Genomic DNA, 19326 nt, shown 5'->3' on the forward strand with positions numbered 1-19326 from the left:
CGCATCCTGTCGAGTGCGTGGGACCGCCGGACGGCACGCCGGTAGCCTCACAAGGGTGTTGCTGGCCTCCCTGAACCCCGCGGCCGTCGCCGCCGGCGCCGAACTCGACGACGCCGTTTCCATCGACGGTGCCGTTCTGAGCCGCAGTGATCTCGTCGGCGCCGCCACCTCGGTGGCAGAACGGGTGGCCGTGGCGCAACGCGTCGCCGTCCTGGCGACCCCGACCCCGACGACCGTCCTTGCGATCATCGGGTGCCTGATCGCCGGCGTGCCGGTGGTCCCGGTACCCGCCGATGTCGGCACGGCGGAGCGGCGGCACATCCTCGCGGACTCCGGCGCGCAGGCCTGGCTGGGGGAGCGGCCCGAGGAGACCGAGGGGTTGCCGCACATCCCGGTGCGGCTGCACGCCCGGTCCTGGCACCGCTATCAAGAGCCGGCACCGAATTCGACCGCGATCATCATGTACACCTCCGGCACCACCGGAGCGCCCAAGGGCGTGCCGATCAGCCGGCAGGCCATCGCCGACGACATCGACGCGCTGGCCGCGGCGTGGCAGTGGACTGCCGCCGACACCCTGGTGCACGGGCTGCCCTTGTTCCACGTGCACGGCCTGGTGCTGGGCCTGCTCGGCTCGCTGCGGATCGGAAACCGATTCGTACACACCGGAACACCGACACCGGACGCATACGCGCAGGCACAGGGCACGCTGTACTTCGGGGTGCCCACCGTGTGGTCGCGCGTGGTCAAGGATCTGGACTCGGCGCTGGCGCTGTCCACCGCGCGGCTGCTGGTCTCCGGCAGCGCACCACTGCCGGTGCCGGTGTTCGACGAGTTGGTCCGGCTGACCGGGCATGCCCCGGTGGAGCGCTACGGCAGCACCGAATCGCTGATCACCCTTTCCACCCGGGTCGACGGCGAGCGCAGGCCCGGCTGGGTCGGGCTGCCGCTGGCCGGGGTGCAGACGAGGCTCGTCGACGACGACGGCGCACCGGTGCCGCACGACGGCGAGACCATCGGGCGGCTACAGATCAAGGGCCCCATGGTGTTCGGCGGCTACCTCAATCGGCCCGAGGCGACCGCTGACGCCTTCGATCCCGACGGCTGGTACCGCACCGGCGACGTCGCGGTGATCGACGCCGACGGGATGCACCGCATCGTCGGGCGCGAGTCGGTGGACCTGATCAAGTCCGGCGGATACCGCATCGGCGCCGGTGAGATCGAGACCGCGCTGCTGGGTCACGACGGGGTGGACGAGGTGGCGGTGGTCGGGGTGCCCGACGAGGATCTCGGGCAGCGCATCGTCGCGTTCGTTGTCGGCAATGCCGCCCCGGATGCTCTCATCGAATTTGTCGCCCAACAACTTTCAGCACACAAACGGCCCCGCGAAGTCCGGTTGGTAGACAGCCTGCCCCGCAACGCCATGGGCAAGGTGATGAAAAAGGAACTGGCCCAATGGGACTGAGGTTCTCCGAGCTCTGCATCGATGCGAACGACCCCGAGGCGCTGGGGTCGTGGTGGTCGAAGGCGCTCGGGTGGCCCGTTCACACCGACGCCGACGGCGACGTGGTGCTCACCCCGCCGCCCGGTGCCGGGCCCGCCTGGTTGTTCCTGGCGGTGCCCGAGGGCAAGGTCGTCAAGAACCGTCTGCATCTGGACTTCACGCCGGACGACCAGCAGACCGAGGTGGACCGGCTGATCGGCCTCGGTGCCCGCCACATCGACATCGGCCAGGGCGAGCAGTCGTGGGTGGTGCTTGCCGACCCCGAGGGCAACGAATTCTGCGTGCTCGCCGCCGAGTAGGCCCCGCGCCTCTGCGGCGTATCGTGAGACATACACAGGTCGTGAGTTGGTCTGCCGATCGGTAACGGCAGATCGGTTCGCTGAGCACGTCGCCGCCTCTGGCTGAAGTCGAGGTCGTGGAGACGAGCGAGTAGGGAGGAGACGCCACGTGAATCTGAAGAAAATCACGGGAACGGCAATCATCGCCGCTGCGCTCGGTGCTGGATCCCTGGGACTGGGAGCAGCGTCAGCGCAGGCTGATCCTGGTCACGGCCCCAATATTCCGTGGATTCCCGGACCGGGATGGGTCGATGGGAATCCAGGACCCAATTGGGGAGCTCCTGGCCAGGTCAAGAAATGGTGCCCGTGGCAGTCCCCGCCAGGCCACTGGATCGGTGGCCCACACGGGGTGCCCTGCACCTGAGGTCAGTGGTTACTCAGAACCGCACTTGCAGTCAGAACCGCACTGGCAGTTCTCGCACTTACAGTTCGGATTGCCACAGCTCGTGGATTGAGTGTTCGTATCGTTACCCATGCATATGAGGCTAGCCCCGGGTAGGTCCGAGCCGCGACTGGTTGTCGAATGTTGGCTTGTGTGTGACCGTCTCGCGATCTAGTTGGCGTGCAGCGCCTCGTTGAGCGTGATGCCGGTGCCGTCACGCTTGACCACCTCGACCGCGCCCGACAGTGAGTTGCGGCGGAACAGCAGGTTGTTGGCCCCGGACAGTTCGATGGCCTTGATGGTCTGCCCGTCCCCGGTGGCCACCTTGGTGCCGCCGGTGACATAGAGCCCGGCCTCGATCACGCAGTCATCGCCCAGCGAGATACCCAGACCCGAGTTGGCGCCCAGCAGGCAGCGCCTACCCACCGAGATCACCTCTTTGCCGCCACCGGACAGCGTGCCCATGATCGATGCGCCGCCACCCACATCGGAGCCGTCGTCCACCACGACACCGGCCGAGATCCGGCCCTCGACCATCGAGGTACCCAGCGTGCCGGCGTTGAAGTTCACAAAACCCTCGTGCATGACCGTCGTCCCCGAGGCCAGGTGCGCGCCCAGACGGACCCGGTCGGCGTCGGCGATGCGCACACCCGACGGCAGCACATAGTCGACCATCCGGGGGAACTTGTCGACGCCGTAGACCGCGACGGCCCCACGCCGGCGCAACCGCGCCCGCACCGTCTCGAAGCCCTCGACCGCGCACGGTCCGAAGCTCGTCCACACCACATTGGCCAGCAGGCCGAAGATGCCGTCCATGTTGGCCTCGTGCGGCTTGGTCAGCCGGTGCGAGAGCAGGTGCAGCCGAAGGTAGGCGTCATGCGCGTCGGCCGGTTTGTCGTCCAGCGACGCGATCGTGGTGCGCACCGCCACCACCTCGACACCGCGATCGGCATCGGGGCCGGTCAGGCCGGTGAAATCGGCGGGCACCTCGTCACCCGTGAGCCTCACGGTCCCGGCGGCGCCCGAGGCGCTCAGCTCGGGGGCGGGAAACCAGGTGTCCAGGACGGTTCCGTCGGCGGTGATGGTGGCCAGGCCGACGCCAGATGCTGCAGTCACGTTGGCCAAGGCTACTGGACTAGCCTCGGAGCCTATGGGGCTAGACCTGCGTGCCGACCCGATCGAGCTGACCGCCGCGCTGGTGGACATCCCCAGCGAGTCGCGCCACGAAAAGCTCATCGCCGACGAGATCGAAGTCGCGCTGCGCACGCAGGCGCCGTGGTTCGAGGTGGTTCGCAACGGCGACGCGGTGCTGGCCCGCACCAACCTGGGCCGCCCGTCGCGGGTGATGCTGGCCGGGCACATCGACACCGTGCCCGCTGCCGACAACCTGCCCAGCCACATCAAAAACGGCGAGATGTGGGGCTGCGGCACCTCGGACATGAAGGCCGGTGACGCGGTGTTCCTGCACCTGGCCGCCACGATCGCCGAGCCCCGCCACGACATCACCTTGGTGATGTACGACTGCGAGGAGATCGAGTCCAGCGCCAACGGGCTCGGCCGCATCGAACGTGAGCTGCCGGACTGGCTGCAGGCCGACGTCGCGATCCTCGGCGAACCTTCCGGTGGCTACATCGAGGCGGGCTGCCAGGGCACCATCCGTGTCGTCGTCGGCGCCACCGGCACCCGCGCCCACTCAGCCCGATCGTGGCTGGGCGACAACGCAGTTCACAAACTCGGCGCTGTCCTGGACCGGCTCACCAAGTATCAGCCCCGCAACGTCGACATCGACGGCTGCGTATACCGGGAAGGGCTGTCGGCGGTCCGTATCGACGGTGGCATCGCCGGCAACGTCATCCCCGATTCCGCATCGGTGACCGTCAACTTCCGATTCGCCCCCGACCGCAGCGTCGAGCAGGCCGTCGCCCACGTGCATGAGGTGTTCGACGGGCTCGACGTCACCATCGACCTGACCGATGCCGCCGCCGGTGCCCTGCCCGGGCTGGCCAAACCCGCCGCGGCGGCGCTGGTGGATGCCGCCGGAGGGCAGGTTCGCGCCAAGTACGGGTGGACAGACGTGTCGCGGTTCGCGGCGCTGGGGATTCCCGCAGTCAACTACGGGCCCGGTGACCCCAACCTCGCGCACAAGGTCGACGAACGGGTCGACGTCGCCGCGATCACCGCCACCACCGACATGCTGCGGCGCTACCTGACGTGACCACCGTCCGCGTCGACAGCTGGATCTGGGCCGTGCGTATCACCAAGACCCGGTCCGCGGCCGCCGCTGCCTGTCGCGGCGGACACGTCCGGGTCAACAAAGTGCCGGCCAAACCGGCCCAACACGTGAGCCCCGGCGACGAGGTGCGGGTCCGACTGGACGGACGTGAACGGATCGTGGAGGTCATCCGCCCGATCGCCAAACGCGTCGGGCCCTCGGTGGCCTCCGAGTGCCTGATCGACCGCAGCCCGCCACCGCCGCCCAAGGAGATCGTGGCGGCCGTTCCGGTCCGCGATCGAGGTGCCGGGCGGCCGACGAAACGTGAACGGCGCCAACTAGATCAGCTGCGCGGAACATTCTGAAATTAAATCGGTTGCCCGCGTGCGTACGATGGGTATCGCATCTGCTGTCAACCGAGATGGGCTGAAAACATGCTGGGAGACGACATCTCCGGGTAATCCCGAGAGACGATTCGTTCCTGTTCCGCTATGCGGTGCCTGCTGCCCGCATGACCTTGGAGTCCCAGCATGTCTATTGTCTGTTCCCATTTGTCGTTCTCCTGGCCCGATGATGTCGCGCTGTTCTCGGACCTGTCGTTTTCCGTCGGCCCCGGCCGCACTGGGTTGGTGGCCCCCAACGGCGCCGGAAAGAGCACGCTGCTCAAACTGATCGCCGGAGAGTGTCGACCTGTATCGGGCTCGGTGACGGCCGACGACACTGTCGGCTATCTGCCCCAAAGTCTGCCGTTCACAGCCGATCTCACCGTCGCTGCAGTGTTGGGGGCGGCCCCGGTGCTCGATGCGCTGGCAGCCTTGGCTGCCGGTGATGCCAGCGAAGAGGTGTTCACCACCATCGGCGATGACTGGGACGTCGAGGAACGCTCGCGGGCCCAGTTGGACCGGCTCGGCCTGGGCGAGCTGGCTCTGGATCGTCGGCTGGGCACCCTGTCCGGCGGGGAGGTGGTGTCCCTGGGGTTGGCGGCCCAACTGCTCAAGCGGCCCGGCGTGCTGCTGCTCGACGAGCCGACCAACAATCTGGACAGTGAGGCCCGGCGCCGGTTGTACGACGCGCTCGACAGCTACCCGGGCTGCCTGCTGCTGGTCAGCCATGACCGGGTGTTGCTGGACCGGATGGATCAGATCGCCGAACTGCACCGCGGCGAAATCATCTTCTACGGAGGTAATTTCACGGCCTACCAGGAGGCCGGCCGCGCAGCGCAAGAGGTGGCTGAGGGCAATATCCGCAACGCCGAGCAACAGCTCAAGCGCGAGAAGCGGCAGATGCAGGAGGCGCGGGAGCGGGCCGCTCGACGCTCGTCGAACGCGGCGCGCAACGTCAAGGATGCCGGCCTGCCGAAGATCGTGGCAGGCAAGCTCAAACGCGATGCGCAGGAATCGGCGGCCCGCGCCGACGATGTGCACGCCAAGCGGGTCGATGACGCGCGCAATCGGCTCGACGAAGCCGAGCGAATGTTGCGTGATGACAAAGTGATTGCGCTGGACCTTCCCGACACCGTGGTGCCTGCCGGGCGCACGGTGTTCACCGGAGAAGGATTGCAGGTCAGCCGTGGTGGGCAGAAATTCTTCGCCGACAACGGTATCGATCTATCTGTCCGAGGTCCGGAGCGCATCGCCCTGGTCGGTCCCAACGGGGCGGGCAAGTCGACGCTGCTGCGGATCGTCGACGGCACGCTGGAACCCGACTCGGGGACGGTGCAACGGGCCGACGGCCGCATCGCCGCCCTGTCGCAGCGGCTGGATCTACTGGTCGAGGACCGCACGGTGGCCGAGAGTCTGGCCGCCGCCGCCCCGAGCCTGTCGCACACCCGGCGTATGCATCTGTTGGCGCAGTTCCTGTTTCGCGGCGACCGCATCCACCTGCCTGTCGCGGCGTTATCGGGCGGGGAGCGACTGCGCGCGACGCTGGCCTGCGTGCTCTACGCCGAACCCGCACCCCAACTACTGCTGTTGGACGAGCCGACCAACAACCTCGACCTGGTCAGCGTCGGGCAACTGGAGTCTGCGCTGAACGCCTACCAGGGTGCGTTTGTGGTGGTCAGTCACGACGAACGGTTCCTGGCGGCCATCGGTATCGACCGGTGGCTACGACTGGACGGCGGAGAACTGAAAGTTACTGGCGCCGCGGGTTGATGTTGTGGACCTGGGTGGGTACCGGGCCGGCGCCGTTGCCGTTCTCGGACATCACACCGGCTGTGGCACGATCTCCGAGTTGTTCGGTGTGCGCAGCCGACTGAATTCCGGCCCCCGCCTCGGTGTCACCCTTGTTGTCGTCGTTGCTTTCGTCCTTGTCACCGTCAGAGCCGTCTTTGCCGCTCTCCACGTCGGAGGCCAGGACGGCCTCCTCGGCGCCCGCGCCACCGGCGTCGGCCATCATGGCGGTCGCGTCGGCGCCCCCTCCGGCCGCCTGGGTGGCGGCTTCGACAATGCCCTGCACACCCTGCATGACTTGCTGCGGTACCTGTGTCATGGCCTGGGTGAGACCCTGCAACGGCTGGGTGATCGACTGCGCCATCTGTCCGGCCATCTGGCTGAACTGGCCCATCATCTGGCCCGCACTATCGGCACCGCCCGCCCCTGTGGCATTGGCGCCGCCGCCCGCCGACGACGCGCTGGTTCCACCGAGCGCATCGGCCTGGGCCTTGAGCCGCTCGCCGGCAGCCGCGTCCCCGCGCGCATACGCCTGGGAGGCCTGACCGAGCAGTTCGGCCATCCTGCCGGCGGCAACCTGGGTGGCGCCCAAGGCCCCCTCACGGGCGGACGACGCCCCGGTGAACGCGTTCTGCATCGGGAATCCGATGGCACCGTGGCTGGAGGTGAGGTCGGATGGACCGGCGAATGAACTCTTGAAGCTGTTGATGTCACCGCTGACTCCGCCGACGATGCCTTGCAGGCCGGTGATCGCGTCGGTGTTGGCGACGAGCTGGTTCATCGGGCCCCCTGGAATCGTGCGGTCTGACTGACAATTCTACTGGTGGCGTGGGTGGGTGCCAGACGGAAGATTGGCGGCTGCGTCGGTTTATTCAGGCGGTAGTTGGCCGGGCGGCAGGTCGATCACGCTTTGCAGCAGGAAGCAGTCTCCGGTGATAGTGAGCGTCGCGAATTTCATTTGGCCGAGGTTGAACTTGTAGCCGTTGCCTTGCACGTCGAAGTCACGCTTGGCGGGGTCGTTGAACAGCGACGAGTCTCCGGTGGCACCGTATTGGGCGGCCTCTTGACGGACGATGTCGTTGGCGGTGGCGAATTCCTGTTCGCTGAACGTTCTCCCGAATATGACCGAGTCGGTCAAGGGTCGCCGGGCGATATTCATGGTGAGTTTTTCACACCCTTCACCACCCCTCCGCGCTTCCTGCCCGTATGGGTCGTCGCTGAATTTCCAGGTCTGACCTGGAATGGTGGCGGCGATGCGCTCCGCGATAGTTGTCGCGGTGGCGTTGAGGCGTTGGCGGGCATCTTCGTAGGAACCCTTGGCGCGCATGCTGTCGATGAGTTCGACGGCCTCCTCGCCCTTCAGGGTCTTGGATTCGTAGGGATTTTCAGTCAAGGAACAACCTCCTGTCACCATCGCGGTACACACCAGAAACGTGAGGGCGCGCATGCGGCGCCGTGCGCGTCGAGTTCGCCGTTGGATCACCATGTCAAGCGTCCTGTAGGGGGAGTTGCCTTGACTGTTAGGTCCGGGCGGTCCAGCAGTATCGCCGCGAGGTTGTAACCGGTCATTCGATCTCCTGCGTTCTGGGGATACTCGGAGTGTCCGGAAGCCCCGCCCTTGGATTCGTAGTTTGGGATCGGCGTGTCCCCGGCAGCGGTCTGCAAGTGCTCGAACCGGTACCGAAGTTCTCCGTTACCTTCTCGGATGACGTCGTTGGGGTCGGACCCCCACCCGTGCACCGGAGCCAGTGCACCGATGGTGTTGATCGGGTCGTCTGGTGCAGACATCACGAAAAAGTTGTCGTCGTTCATTCCGAGTTCTGCCGGGGTATCGGCCTGGAAACCGGGCGAACCGTAGAGGACAGCGTTGTCCAGGTACTGGCTCGCGCCATCGTGCATGGCTATGCCCGATGTCAACGAGCCGTAGGAGTGTCCGAACAGGGCGGTGGTCTGGCCCGGATTGTGTGAGGCGGCGTCCAACTGGCCCAGGAATGACGTCAGCTTCGGCGCTCCTGCCTGGGCGAGATCGTCACTGAGCATCGATGTCTGGCCGAGGTTGAGCGGGGGCTGGTAGCCGACCCATGCCACGGTCGCAATGTTCTGGCTTTCGCCCACCTTCTCAGCGATCCCCATGGCTTCGGTGCGTAGGTCGCGGGCCTCGCGGGTCATGCCTGCAACGGCGTCGCGAGTTGTGCTTCCTACTCCAGGGACGGTCACCGACACATGGTCCGCCTTGAACGGGTCTCCGACCGACGTGGCCGCGGGGATCATCTGCGAGGGGTCGGAGGGCTTTTCCAGGTAGATCAGGTGTGAGCCCTCTACCGTCAGGGCTTCCTTGATGGCGGCGATGTCGGCAAGCCGATCGGTCTTTATCTGACCATCGGGGAGCTGCTCGTATTCGGCTCGCATCTCGGCCAGCAGGGCCTGGTTCGCGTGGTCGATCGTCTCGATGTCACCCGACGACATATCTGTCTTGGTCCCGTCGCCGCCTTCCTCCTTGTCCTCTTCGGCGCCGAGCATGTGGGTGTCGCCCTTGTCCTCCTTGTCGCCGCCCGGTCCGAGCTTCTGGTTCTGCAGTTCGTCGTACTGGTTCTTGATATCGGTGACGCGGAAGCCGATCTTGAGCATGTCCCCGTTGGCGGTGCTGACGGTGTTGTTGACCTGGGTGATGCCTTCCTTGGCGATCGGGATCAGGCTGTTCTCACGGGCTTGGGCACTGAGTGATTTGGGGAGTGAGTCGACGGCGCTGTCGACCCAGGACTTCGTGGTGTCGAGCTGAGTGCGTCCGTTGGTGACGATGTTGGCCGCGTTCGTGATTTCGGCGGCCATCTTCCTGTCGAGCGCCGCAAGCTTCTCGTATACGGCGGCGTGCTCTTTGTTGGCAGCGGCGTATGCCTGTGACCCCGGACCCTGCCACCGGTCGTCAGGCAGAGCCGAGTCGACCATGCCCTTCATCTTCAGCAGCTGAGAGCTGCCGTCATGCTGAGAGCCATCAGTGGGGGTACCGACGCCGAAGGTTGCCCGTGCCTTGTTCCACGTTGAGTAGAACCCGTCAAGCGCACTCACGTAGTGGCCTGGCGTTCCGCGTCCCCGGCCGCCGCGAGCATCCCGACCTCGCGGTACCGAGCCGAGACGTCTTGCAACGCCTCACTATCCCCAGCCGTCAACGCACGGGCATGGTCGGCCGTCAGCTGCCCGAACACGCAGTCCAGATTCACCCTGGCCAGCACATCGACGGCGCGGGTATCACCCAACCGGACGCCGTCGTGCACGGCCCGGAGCATCACCGCCGATTGTTCCCCGCGTTCGGCGGCCTTGGCGGCCTCGCGGGCCGCGGTCACCGCGCCTACCGAATCCTTGCGGGCAAAGCACGTCCAGGCCCGGGCCAGGGCCAACTCCGGAGCGAACAGCATCGACTTGAGACCGTGCCGGGATTCCGCACGTGACAATGCTTTTCCGGCTTCGACCGGCATGCTCCGCTGCCCGAGCGCCTGGGCCAACAGCATCCAGGCCAGCGGTCCCCAGGAGTACCCGGTGGGTGCCAACGCGGCAGTTGCCTTGCGTAACAAGGAAACTGACGCATCGAACTGACCGCGCACCAGTAAGATGTCGGCTATCAACACCTCGCCGACAGCGCGGCCGGGCTGCAATAGTTGGGTGAAATCGGTGATCCGCTGGGCCAGCTCCTCAGCGCGGTCCAGTTCGCCGGTCATCAGGAGCGCCGTGGTTTGGCCGAACCCGCTGGTGAACCGCAACAGGCCGGGATGTCCGGCCGCCACCGCACGCTGCGCCATCGTTTCCACCCGATCGAAGGCGCCGAGGCGCGCGCAACTCAGCGCCGCCGTCGACCCCGCCCAGCCGACCGCGGTGTCATCGGCCGCGGGGGAGGCCAGCACCTCCAGTGCCAGTCCCAAAGCCCGTTGTGGAGCACCGGCATTCATCGCAAAGGTTGCTGCCAGGGCATCGAGTGTGGTCTGTGCCCTGGGAGTTGATACCCGTCGGCGGGTGGCCTTCAGGAAGGCCGTGGCGCGTTCAGGTTCTGACAGCATCCAGAACTGGTTGGCCGCCTGCGGCAGCGCCCACGCCATCAGTTGGTCCTCGGGCAGGCCGGCCGGATCGATCTGTCCCAGCACGGCATCGGCCTCACGGCCGCGGCCCTGCCAGGCCAACGCGTACGCCAGGGTCAGCAGACCCGTGAAACCGGCACCGGCTGCTGTCGCGGCCCGTGCGAGCCGTTCGCTCAATTCCAGGTCGCCCAACCGCAGTGCCTCGCCGGCCGCGCCGACGAGTTCGTCGACCGGCAGGGACACGTCGCTGTCGAGGGCCAGCACCGCCACCCGAAGCCGGTCCACCACGCCGGGTCTCGGCGCCGTCGACAACCGCTCGACCACGGTGTTGCGCAACCGGCGCAGGCCGGGCCCGCCGATGGTCGCCCGCATCGCGCTCAAGAACAGTGGATGCACACAGTGCACCATGTCGTCGTCGACGCGAACCACACCGCTGTGTTGTGCCGCCGCCACGGCATCGGTGCCGGTCAGTGCTGTCAGATCGGCCAGTGGCAGCGGATCGTGCACGGCCAGCTGTCGCAAGACAAGGGCCACGTCGTCGGGCAGGTCGGCGAGAAACGTGTCGACCTGATCGGCCAGCCTGGCGTCATCGTGGCCCGGTGGTGACATCTCGACCCGGTTCACCAGCCGTTCACCCCACAACGCCGCGACATCATCGGGCGCCCCCGCGGATGCGGTCACGATGAGTTTGGCCGCGCCGCTCACGGCGAGTTGGTACACGAGCGCCGCCGACAACCGGTCCAGCAGGTGCGCGTCATCGACGACCACCAACAACTCGGATCCGAGTTCCTCACGCGCCGCACGCATCACGTCGGCGGTCTTGCCTTCGGCCGGAATGGCGATCAGGTGCGCGACCGCGGCAAAGGGGACTGCCGCAGCCGACACGGTGCCGGTGATCCACAGGACGCGACGGAAATCCGATGCGATGTGTTCGGCCGCAGTCCGGGCCACTGAGGATTTGCCGACCCCGGCGGGACCCAGTAGTGCTGCGCCGCAACGGTCGTACAGGCCCACCTCCAGGCGGTCGAGCACACGGTCGCGCGGTGCGATCACCCAGTCGACAGCCATCCACCGAATCCTATGGTGGTCAGTCGCCTTTCAATGCCGAATCGACATCCGGGTACGCCGAGATCGCGTCCTCCATACCGCATTCAACGATGATTCGCCGAATGCTCGACTGCGCTATGACGAGCCGCACGGTGACTCGTTGCTGACGGCTGTCGACGGACTGCTTGGCCAGGGCGACCAGCGCCCCGCAGCTCATGAAATCCAGGGACCGGCCGTCGACGACGATCGTCGAGTCCTCGGGAGCGGTCGCGGCCGACTCGACGAGCATGCGCTGCCAGGCGGATTCGTTGTGGGCATCGACCTGGCCGAAGGCCTGAACGATGAGGCCTTCGGGTGCTGTCCGAGCCGTCCAGTGCAGCTCGTGATCCTGCCGGTGTGATTCCACTGTGCAACCGAGCATAACCGGCATGGTTTACGTTGTAAACAGGCCTGCTCAGTGCCTGTTCAGCCAGGTTTCCATGCGGTCGAGCAAGGCCTCCAACGCTTCCTCGAACTCGTCGGTGCTGTGATCCTCGGCCAGCATCGGTTGCAACCGTCGCAGGTTCGGGTAGTCGGCCAGCGACGTATCGGGCCGTGGCTCGTCGTCGAGAGCTGCCTCCTCCGGGCTGAGCCTGACCCCGTGTGCCGACACTTCGAGCAGCAACTGTCCCACCAGGAAAGTGGTGTAAGTCCGGTAGGCAGCCACGGCCGCGTCATCGTCGAACCCGTAAGCGATCAGCGTCTCCAGGAAGGTCTCCATCCAGCGCAGGCTGCGCAGCGGCGGCCGCACCCAGGGGGCCTCCGGCGCCTCGGTCGCCACCAGAGGGAACACCTCGGGATGATCAAGGGCGATCTGCCGCACGCCATGACCCAGCCGCAGCAGGAAGTCCTGCCATCCGTCCTCCTGCCGGCGCGCGGCGAGCTGATCGGCGTAAAGGCGGTCCACGATGTGGTTGACCACGCCGGTCAACAGGTCGCCCCGGCTGTGCACATAGCGGTACAGCGCCATGGCTTCGACACCGCAGGCCGTGCCCAGCCGCCGCATGGTCAGCTTGGTCAGGCCCTCACGGTCGATCAGCTCGATCGCCGTGTCCAGGATGAACGCGCGGTTCAACCGCGTCGGTTGATCGTCGTTGTCAGTCATCGCCGTCTTCAGTCATCAGGATCACGTCCAGTCTCCCCGCGGGGGTGGGCTGAGTCCATCACCACCCGACATCGCCCACCCGACATCGGCGATTCACCCGCACCCTCTAGGTTGTGTGCGTGTCCGGTGAAACTGACCGCGAGTTTGCGGTGTGTGTCTATTGCGCCTCGGGTCCCACCCATCCCGAGCTCCTGGCGTTGGCCAGTGAGGTGGGAGTGGCGATCGCCAGGCGCGGATGGACGTTGGTCTCCGGCGGCGGCAATGTCTCGGCCATGGGCGCGATCGCCCGGGCGGCGCGCTCCAGCAACGGTCGCACGGTGGGCGTGATCCCCAAGGCGCTCGTGCATCGCGAACTCGCCGACGTGGACGCCGCTGAACTGGTGGTCACCGACACCATGCGGGAACGCAAGAAGGAGATGGAGGACCGCTCCGACGCGTTCATCGCACTGCCCGGCGGCATCGGCACGCTGGAGGAGTTTTTCGAGGCCTGGACGGCGGGCTACCTCGGGATGCACGAGAAACCAGTGGTGCTGCTCGACCCGTTCGGTCACTTCGACGGCTTGCTGACGTGGTTGCGCGGGCTCGTCGCCTCCGGTTACGTGAGTGAGGCGGCCCTGGATCGGTTGATCGTCGTCGACGAGGTCGCCGCCGCGCTCGAAGCGTGCGAACCGGTTACCTAGAACCGGCGGTAACGGCCGTTACCAGCGCGGCTATGGTGTTGGCCACACGAGAGCCATCTCGAGACCCGTAACAACCCGCAGGGGGACACCGCATGACCGACCAGAAATCGGGCACCAGGAGCAGCGTCGGCCTACTCGACCTGGCCAGCCAGGTACCCGGTCTGCTGATGGACGCGCCGGTCATCGCACGAGGCGTGCTCACCGGAATGATGGCTCGACCGACCGCCAAGACCTCGATCGGCAAGGTGTTCCAGGAGCGGGCCGCCCAGTACGCCGACCGGGTTTTCCTCAAGTTCGGCGACGAGCGCATCACCTACCGCGAGGCCAACGAGACCGTCAACCGGTATGCAGCCGTCCTGGCTGCCAAGGGCGTCGGGCACGGCGACGTGGTCGGCGTGATGCTGCGTAACTCGCCCGACGCGGTGCTGTTGATGCTGGCGGTCGTCAAGTGCGGCGCCGTCGCGGGCATGCTCAACTACCACCAGCGCGGCAAGGTGCTGGCCCACAGCTTCGGACTGCTCGAGGCCACTGCGGTGGTGGCCGAGTCCGACCTGATCGAGCACGTCACCGAGTGCGGGGCCGAGGTCAACGGACTGATCACGGTCGAGGAACTGCGGCGGCTGGCGGCCACCGCGCCCACTGCGAACCCCGCCAGTGCATCGGCCGTCCTGGCCAAGGACAAGGCCTTCTACATCTTCACCTCGGGCACCACCGGCATGCCCAAGGCCAGTGTCATGACCCACTACCGCTGGCTGCGCGCCCTGGCCGGTTTCGGGGGCCTCGGACTGCGGTTGCGCAGCGACGACACCCTGTACTGCTGCCTGCCGCTCTACCACAACAACGCCCTGACCATCTCGGTCGGTTCGGCGCTGAACTCGGGCGCGGCGCTGGCCCTGGGCAAGTCGTTCTCGGCGTCGCGGTTCTGGGACGAGGTCATCGCCTACGACGCGACCGCGTTCGCCTACATCGGCGAGATCTGCGGCTACCTGCTCAACCAGCCGCCCAAGCCGACCGACCGCGCCCACAAGGTGCGCGTCATCGTCGGCAACGGTCTGCGTCCGGCCATCTGGGACGAGTTCACCGAGCGGTTCGGCATCCCCCGGGTGTGCGAGTTCTACGCCGCCAGCGAGGGCAACACCGCCTTCGTCAACGTCTTCAACGTCTCGAAATCCACCGGTATCTGCCCGAGCCCGGTGGCCTTCGTCGAGTTCGACGCCGACAGTGGCGAACCGACGCGTGGCACCGACGGCCGGCTACGCAAGGTCAAGCGCGGCGAGCCCGGCCTGATGCTGTCCAAGATCAACGCGCTGCAGCCGTTCGACGGCTACACCGACAAGGCCGCCAGCGAGAAGAAGCTGGTCCGCGACGCCTTCAAGGAAGGCGACGTCTGGTTCAACACCGGCGACCTGATGCGGTCCCAGGGACTGGGCCACGCCGCATTCGCCGACCGACTCGGTGACACCTTCCGGTGGAAGGGCGAGAACGTGGCCACCACCGAGGTCGAGGCCGCGCTCGCCGGGCACCCGGCCGTCGAAGAGTGCACCGTGTTCGGGGTGGAGGTGCCCGGTGCGGGTGGGCGTGCCGGCATGGCTGCCCTGCAGCTCAAGGCCGGCCACGAGTTCGACGGCAAGGCGATCGCCGACGCGTTCCACGCGCACCTGCCGCCCTATGCGGTGCCGCTGTTCGTCCGCGTCGTCCCCGAACTGGCGCACACCTCGACGTTCAAGAGCCAGAAGGTCGACCTGCGCAAACAGGGCTACGGATCGGACATCAAGGATCCGCTGTACGTGCTGGCCGGCCGCGAGGAGGGCTACGTGCCCTTCTACCCCGAATACCTCGACGAAGTGACGGCCGGTAAGCGGACCAAGTAGCCGGCCGCGGGAGCCGCCGGGCCGCAGTTTGCACGGCACCAGGCACTATGGAGGCGTGTTGTCGACGTGCAATGGCCAGTTCTGCGGTCGCCCGGTCGCGGGCGACCGTGCGCTGATCATGGCGATCGTCAACCGGACACCGGACTCGTTCTATGACCGCGGGGCCACCTTCACCGACGAAGCGGCCAAGGCCGCCGCGCGGCGGGTGATCGAGGAGGGCGCCGACGTCATCGACGTGGGCGGGGTCAAAGCCGGCCCGGGCAGCACGGTCGACGCCGACGAGGAGATCGCCCGCGTCGTCCCGTTCATCGAGTGGCTGCGCAGCACCTATCCCGACCAGTTGATCAGCGTCGACACCTGGCGCGCCGCGGTCGCCAAACAGGCCTGTGCGGCCGGGGCCGACCTGATCAACGACACCTGGGCGGGCGCGGATCCGGGGCTACCCGAGGTGGCGTCCGAGTTCGGCGCCGGCTTGGTGTGCTCACACACCGGCGGAGCGGCACCGCGCACCCGGCCGTTCCGGGTGAACTACGGAATCACCGAACGCGGCGTCGTCGACGACGTCATCGCCGAGGTGACCGCCGCGGCCGAGCGGGCAGTAGCAACGGGTGTGCCACGTGACCGGATCCTGATCGACCCGACCCATGATTTTGGTAAAAACACTCATCACGGTCTTAGTTTGTTGCGCCACGTAAAAGATCTTGTTAAGACCGGATGGCCAGTCCTGATGGCACTGAGCAACAAGGATTTTGTCGGGGAGACTCTGGGTGTGGATCTGACCGAACGCCTGGAGGGCACCCTGGCCGCGACGGCACTGGCCGCCGCGGACGGCGCCGCGATGTTCCGGGTACATGAAGTCGGACCCACGCGGCGCGTGCTGGAAATGGTCGCGTCGATCCAGGGAGTGCGGGCACCCGCACGAACAGTGAGGGGACTGGCATGACCGACCTGCTGCCTGAACTGACCGACGGAGTGGTCGGCCACCGCTGGTTGACCGACCACAGTTGGAACCGGCCGAGCTGGACCATCGCCGAGCTCGAGGCCGCCAAGGCCGGCCGCACCGTCTCCGTGGTGCTGCCCGCCCTCAACGAGGAAGAAACCGTCGCCTCCGTCGTCGAGACCATCACCCCGCTGCTCGGCGGACTGGTCGACGAGCTGATCGTGCTCGATTCGGGCTCCACCGACGACACCGAGATCCGTGCGGTCGCCGCCGGGGCCCGCGTCGTCAGCCGGGAGGTGGCGCTGCCCGAGGTCGCACCGCAACCCGGCAAGGGTGAGGTGCTGTGGCGGTCGCTGGCTGCCACCACGGGCGACATCATCGCCTTCGTCGACTCCGACCTGATCGACCCCGACCCGATGTTCGTGCCCAAGCTCCTGGGCCCGCTGCTCACCGCCGACGGGGTGCACCTGGTCAAGGGGTTCTACCGCCGCCCGCTCAAGGTCAGCGGCGCCGAGGACGCCAACGGCGGTGGCCGGGTCACCGAGCTGGTGGCACGCCCGCTGCTGGCCTCGCTGCGCCCCGAGCTGAACTGCGTGCTGCAACCGCTGGGCGGCGAGTACGCGGGCACCCGCGAGCTGCTGACCTCGGTGCCGTTCGCCCCCGGCTACGGCGTCGAGATCGGGCTGCTGGTCGACACCTACGACCGCCTCGGCCTGGACGCCATCGCGCAGGTGAACCTGGGAGTACGGGCACACCGCAACCGGCCGTTGACCGAGCTGGCCTCGATGAGCCGGCAGGTCATCGCGACCCTGTTGTCCCGCTGCGGGATCACCGATTCCGGGGTGGGGCTGACGCAGTTCTACGCCGACGGCAACGACTTCACCCCGCGGGTGTCGTCGGTCTCCTTGGCCGACCGTCCGCCCATGGTCACCCTGCGCCCGCGCTGAAACCAGACCGTCAGTTCTTGGCGACGACGGCACCTGTCGCGGCGTCGATGCTGACGTCGTGAACCGCGTTCGCTGAGTCGACGACGTCGGCTTCCCACACCACGGTGCCGCCATCGCGGCCATCCAGCCCCAGTTCGGTGATCCGGCCGTCGACGGCCTTTGTCACCGCGTCGACCGCCGCGCGGAAGTCGAGCTTGGCCGCCTCGACGCGGCTGAGGTGTTCGGCGACGTCCTCGGGGTCGTCCGGCTTGGCGACCGGGCCATTGAGAACCGTGGCGCCGTCCGCGGAAACCTCGACTTCGTGCTTTACGCCGTCGGCGGAGATGAGCTGGACCTCCCACTGCGTGTTGTTGCGCTCGCTGTCGACGGCGTAGACCGTGCTGTCGGGCACGGCGCGGTGCGCTGTTTCCGCTGCCGCCAGCAGCGCGGTGTTGCCGTTGGCGGACGGCTGCACGGGGGCCTGGGTAGTCGGAGCTGGCGCCGCCGTGGTCCCACCCTGCGTTTCAGGGCTGGAGGCGGTCGGGGATTGGCCTCCGCCACAAGCGACGACCGCTGCCATCACGGTCGCGGCTCCGGCCGTGCGCAGGATTGCTGTCACCGGCGTGCTGTTGTCAAGCATCGGGGTCCACCCTTCCTGGGAACTGTCGAATGTCCCACCCACGTAACCACCGGTCGACCGGGTCGCGCTAGGTGTCACCTGCGTGAGGCAGTATCGAGGGCGTGACACTGATACTGCTGTACCTGGTGGTGCTGGTTCTGGTGGCCACGGTGCTGTTCGGGCTGGGCAGCGTCATCTTCGGCCGGGGTGAGACGCTGCCGCCGCTTCCACGCGGCACGACCGCCACGGTCCTGCCCGCCTCCGGCGTCACCGGGGCAGATGTCGATGCGATCAAGTTCGCCCAGGTCGTACGTGGCTACAAGACCAGCGAGGTGGACTGGGTGCTGGACCGGCTGGGCCGCGAACTGGACGCGGTGCGCGGGGAGCTGGCAACGGTACGCGCGGCCTACGGTGTGCCGGACGACTTCGACAGCGAGGGCAACGAGGACGACGACGAGGTGTCGGCCACCGCAGGCGAAGTCCGCACCTCGGAGGAGTCATGACCGAGGATGGCCGGATCCGGTGCGGCTGGGCGATCTCCTCCAGTAGCGCCGCCGCGGCCGACACGCGCTACCGCGACTACCACGACACCGAGTGGGGCCAGCCGCTGCGGGATTCCGCTGCGCTGTTCGAGCGGATCAGCCTGGAGGCTTTCCAGAGCGGGTTGAGCTGGCTGATCATTCTGCGCAAGCGGGAGAATTTCCGGGCCGCGTTCGACGGGTTCGACGCGGCCAGGGTCGCGAATTACACCGACGACGACGTCGAGAGGTTGATGGTCGATGCGGGCATCGTGCGTAACCGGGCCAAGATCGTCGCGACCATCGCCAACGCCAGGGCGGTCACCGAGCTCGACGTCGATTTGAGTGAGCTGTTGTGGTCATTCGCCCCGCCGGCCCGGCCGCGGCCCGCTGACCTGTCTCAGGTGCCTGCCGTGACCCCGGAATCGACCGCGATGGCCAAGGAACTCAAGCGCCGAGGCTTCAAGTTCGTCGGCCCCACCACGGCATATGCGTTGATGCAGGCCACTGGGATGGTGGACGACCACATCGCGTCGTGCTGGGTTCCCGTGGTCGATCAAAAGTGACATCGGCCGGTATCCGATGGGTCTTTGCACGCTCACCGCAGCGGATAAGGAACAATAGGGGAAGTTCAGTAGCAGTTCAATGCCGGGTGCCGTCAACGAGTGGGCGGCTTCGGCCCCAACCTGGCCCGCTGTCGCGGGTCCGGCACTGTTGGAGGGAGCACTCGATGGCGGCGATGAAGCCCCGGACTGGTGACGGTCCACTAGAAGCAACCAAAGAGGGGCGAGGGATCGTTATGCGGGTACCGCTGGAAGGCGGTGGGCGCCTGGTTGTCGAACTGACTCCCGACGAGGCCGCTGCGCTCGGCGACGAACTCAAGTCCGTCACCAGCTGATCGTCCTCGCAA

At 66.9% G+C, this 19326-nt stretch carries 20 protein-coding genes; 12 read left to right on the forward strand and 8 right to left on the reverse strand.

The genetic code is table 11. From position 1 onward, the window contains the following. The first annotated feature begins 55 nt into the window (after nucleotides 1-55). Nucleotides 56-1462 (forward strand): acyl-CoA synthetase, encoded by a 1407-nt coding sequence (locus tag JOF57_RS03035; RefSeq protein WP_209913508.1) that lies wholly within the window; start codon nucleotides 56-58, stop codon nucleotides 1460-1462. Then, a complete protein-coding gene (locus JOF57_RS03040) occupies nucleotides 1453-1800 on the forward strand; it encodes a VOC family protein (protein WP_209913510.1) in 348 nt (115 codons plus the stop codon). Before JOF57_RS03035 ends, JOF57_RS03040 begins: the two co-directional genes overlap by 10 nt. A 592-nt stretch (nucleotides 1801-2392) precedes the next feature. On the opposite strand, the gene dapD is transcribed toward JOF57_RS03040, so the two are convergent. Beyond that, nucleotides 2393-3337: a 2,3,4,5-tetrahydropyridine-2,6-dicarboxylate N-succinyltransferase gene (gene dapD / locus JOF57_RS03045; RefSeq protein ID WP_209913512.1), complete on the reverse strand. Its 945-nt coding sequence runs from the start codon at nucleotides 3335-3337 to the stop codon at nucleotides 2393-2395. Between the two features lie 34 nt (nucleotides 3338-3371). Between dapD and dapE the strand changes: the two genes are divergently transcribed. The 3 genes from dapE (at nucleotide 3372) to JOF57_RS03060 (ending at nucleotide 6586) form a co-directional block, all read left to right on the forward strand. Then, nucleotides 3372-4436, forward strand: coding sequence for a succinyl-diaminopimelate desuccinylase (gene dapE, locus JOF57_RS03050; protein WP_209913514.1), 1065 nt, complete (start codon nucleotides 3372-3374; stop codon nucleotides 4434-4436). Continuing rightward, nucleotides 4433-4798, forward strand: a complete 366-nt coding sequence (locus JOF57_RS03055) for an Hsp15 family ribosome-associated heat shock protein (RefSeq protein WP_209913516.1) — start codon at nucleotides 4433-4435, stop codon at nucleotides 4796-4798. Before dapE ends, JOF57_RS03055 begins: the two co-directional genes overlap by 4 nt. A 165-nt stretch (nucleotides 4799-4963) precedes the next feature. Further along, nucleotides 4964-6586 (forward strand): ABC-F family ATP-binding cassette domain-containing protein, encoded by a 1623-nt coding sequence (locus JOF57_RS03060; protein WP_209913518.1) that lies wholly within the window; start codon nucleotides 4964-4966, stop codon nucleotides 6584-6586. Here the strand turns inward: JOF57_RS03060 and JOF57_RS03065 are convergent. From JOF57_RS03065 to JOF57_RS03090, 6 genes are all read right to left on the reverse strand, one after another. Beyond that, nucleotides 6567-7385, reverse strand: coding sequence for a type VII secretion target (locus JOF57_RS03065; protein ID WP_209913520.1), 819 nt, complete (start codon nucleotides 7383-7385; stop codon nucleotides 6567-6569). The genes JOF57_RS03060 and JOF57_RS03065 overlap by 20 nt on opposite strands. An 87-nt stretch (nucleotides 7386-7472) precedes the next feature. Continuing rightward, the gene (locus JOF57_RS03070; protein WP_209913522.1) at nucleotides 7473-8090 is read right to left on the reverse strand and encodes an LppA family lipoprotein; all 618 of its coding nucleotides are present in this window, start codon (nucleotides 8088-8090) and stop codon (nucleotides 7473-7475) included. Continuing rightward, nucleotides 8084-9670 carry an alpha/beta hydrolase gene (locus JOF57_RS03075; RefSeq protein WP_307869950.1) on the reverse strand — a complete coding sequence of 529 codons (1587 nt, stop codon included), beginning with the start codon at nucleotides 9668-9670 and terminating at the stop codon, nucleotides 8084-8086. Before JOF57_RS03075 ends, JOF57_RS03070 begins: the two co-directional genes overlap by 7 nt. After that, nucleotides 9667-11739, reverse strand: coding sequence for an ATP-binding protein (locus tag JOF57_RS03080; RefSeq protein WP_209913524.1), 2073 nt, complete (start codon nucleotides 11737-11739; stop codon nucleotides 9667-9669). Before JOF57_RS03080 ends, JOF57_RS03075 begins: the two co-directional genes overlap by 4 nt. Before the next feature lie 19 nt (nucleotides 11740-11758). Next, a complete protein-coding gene (locus JOF57_RS03085; RefSeq protein ID WP_209913526.1) occupies nucleotides 11759-12139 on the reverse strand; it encodes an anti-sigma factor antagonist in 381 nt (126 codons plus the stop codon). Between the two features lie 33 nt (nucleotides 12140-12172). Next, on the reverse strand, nucleotides 12173-12862 hold the full coding sequence (locus JOF57_RS03090; protein ID WP_209913528.1) for a TetR/AcrR family transcriptional regulator: 690 nt from the start codon (nucleotides 12860-12862) through the stop codon (nucleotides 12173-12175). 119 nt (nucleotides 12863-12981) lie between these two features. Between JOF57_RS03090 and JOF57_RS03095 the strand changes: the two genes are divergently transcribed. The 4 genes from JOF57_RS03095 to JOF57_RS03110 all read left to right on the forward strand — a co-directional run bounded on the left by JOF57_RS03095 (nucleotide 12982) and on the right by JOF57_RS03110 (nucleotide 17300). Then, nucleotides 12982-13542: a cytokinin riboside 5'-monophosphate phosphoribohydrolase gene (locus tag JOF57_RS03095; protein WP_209913531.1), complete on the forward strand. Its 561-nt coding sequence runs from the start codon at nucleotides 12982-12984 to the stop codon at nucleotides 13540-13542. Nucleotides 13543-13634: 92 nt separating this feature from the next. After that, nucleotides 13635-15413 (forward strand): long-chain-acyl-CoA synthetase FadD6, encoded by a 1779-nt coding sequence (fadD6, locus tag JOF57_RS03100; protein ID WP_209913533.1) that lies wholly within the window; start codon nucleotides 13635-13637, stop codon nucleotides 15411-15413. A 118-nt stretch (nucleotides 15414-15531) separates the two neighbouring features. Next, nucleotides 15532-16356: a dihydropteroate synthase gene (gene folP, locus JOF57_RS03105; protein ID WP_209915756.1), complete on the forward strand. Its 825-nt coding sequence runs from the start codon at nucleotides 15532-15534 to the stop codon at nucleotides 16354-16356. Continuing rightward, complete coding sequence (locus JOF57_RS03110; RefSeq protein WP_209913535.1) at nucleotides 16353-17300, forward strand: glucosyl-3-phosphoglycerate synthase; 948 nt, start codon at nucleotides 16353-16355, stop codon at nucleotides 17298-17300. The genes folP and JOF57_RS03110 overlap by 4 nt, the downstream gene beginning before the upstream one ends. Nucleotides 17301-17310: 10 nt before the next feature. On the opposite strand, the gene JOF57_RS03115 is transcribed toward JOF57_RS03110, so the two are convergent. Further along, a complete protein-coding gene (locus tag JOF57_RS03115) occupies nucleotides 17311-17919 on the reverse strand; it encodes a PepSY domain-containing protein (RefSeq protein ID WP_209913537.1) in 609 nt (202 codons plus the stop codon). Between the two features lie 101 nt (nucleotides 17920-18020). Here JOF57_RS03115 and JOF57_RS03120 point away from each other — a divergent pair, with 101 nt between their 5' ends. The 3 genes from JOF57_RS03120 to JOF57_RS03130 all read left to right on the forward strand — a co-directional run bounded on the left by JOF57_RS03120 (nucleotide 18021) and on the right by JOF57_RS03130 (nucleotide 19314). Continuing rightward, the gene (locus JOF57_RS03120) at nucleotides 18021-18401 is read left to right on the forward strand and encodes a DivIVA domain-containing protein (protein ID WP_209913539.1); all 381 of its coding nucleotides are present in this window, start codon (nucleotides 18021-18023) and stop codon (nucleotides 18399-18401) included. After that, nucleotides 18398-18982 carry a DNA-3-methyladenine glycosylase I gene (locus JOF57_RS03125; protein WP_209913541.1) on the forward strand — a complete coding sequence of 195 codons (585 nt, stop codon included), beginning with the start codon at nucleotides 18398-18400 and terminating at the stop codon, nucleotides 18980-18982. The genes JOF57_RS03120 and JOF57_RS03125 overlap by 4 nt, the downstream gene beginning before the upstream one ends. Before the next feature lie 164 nt (nucleotides 18983-19146). Further along, nucleotides 19147-19314, forward strand: a complete 168-nt coding sequence (locus JOF57_RS03130; RefSeq protein ID WP_011211259.1) for a DUF3117 domain-containing protein — start codon at nucleotides 19147-19149, stop codon at nucleotides 19312-19314. The last annotated feature ends 12 nt before the right edge of the window (nucleotides 19315-19326 follow it).

The sequence above is a fragment of the Mycolicibacterium lutetiense genome (genome assembly GCF_017876775.1).
Taxonomy (GTDB): Bacteria; Actinomycetota; Actinomycetes; order Mycobacteriales; family Mycobacteriaceae; genus Mycobacterium; species Mycobacterium lutetiense.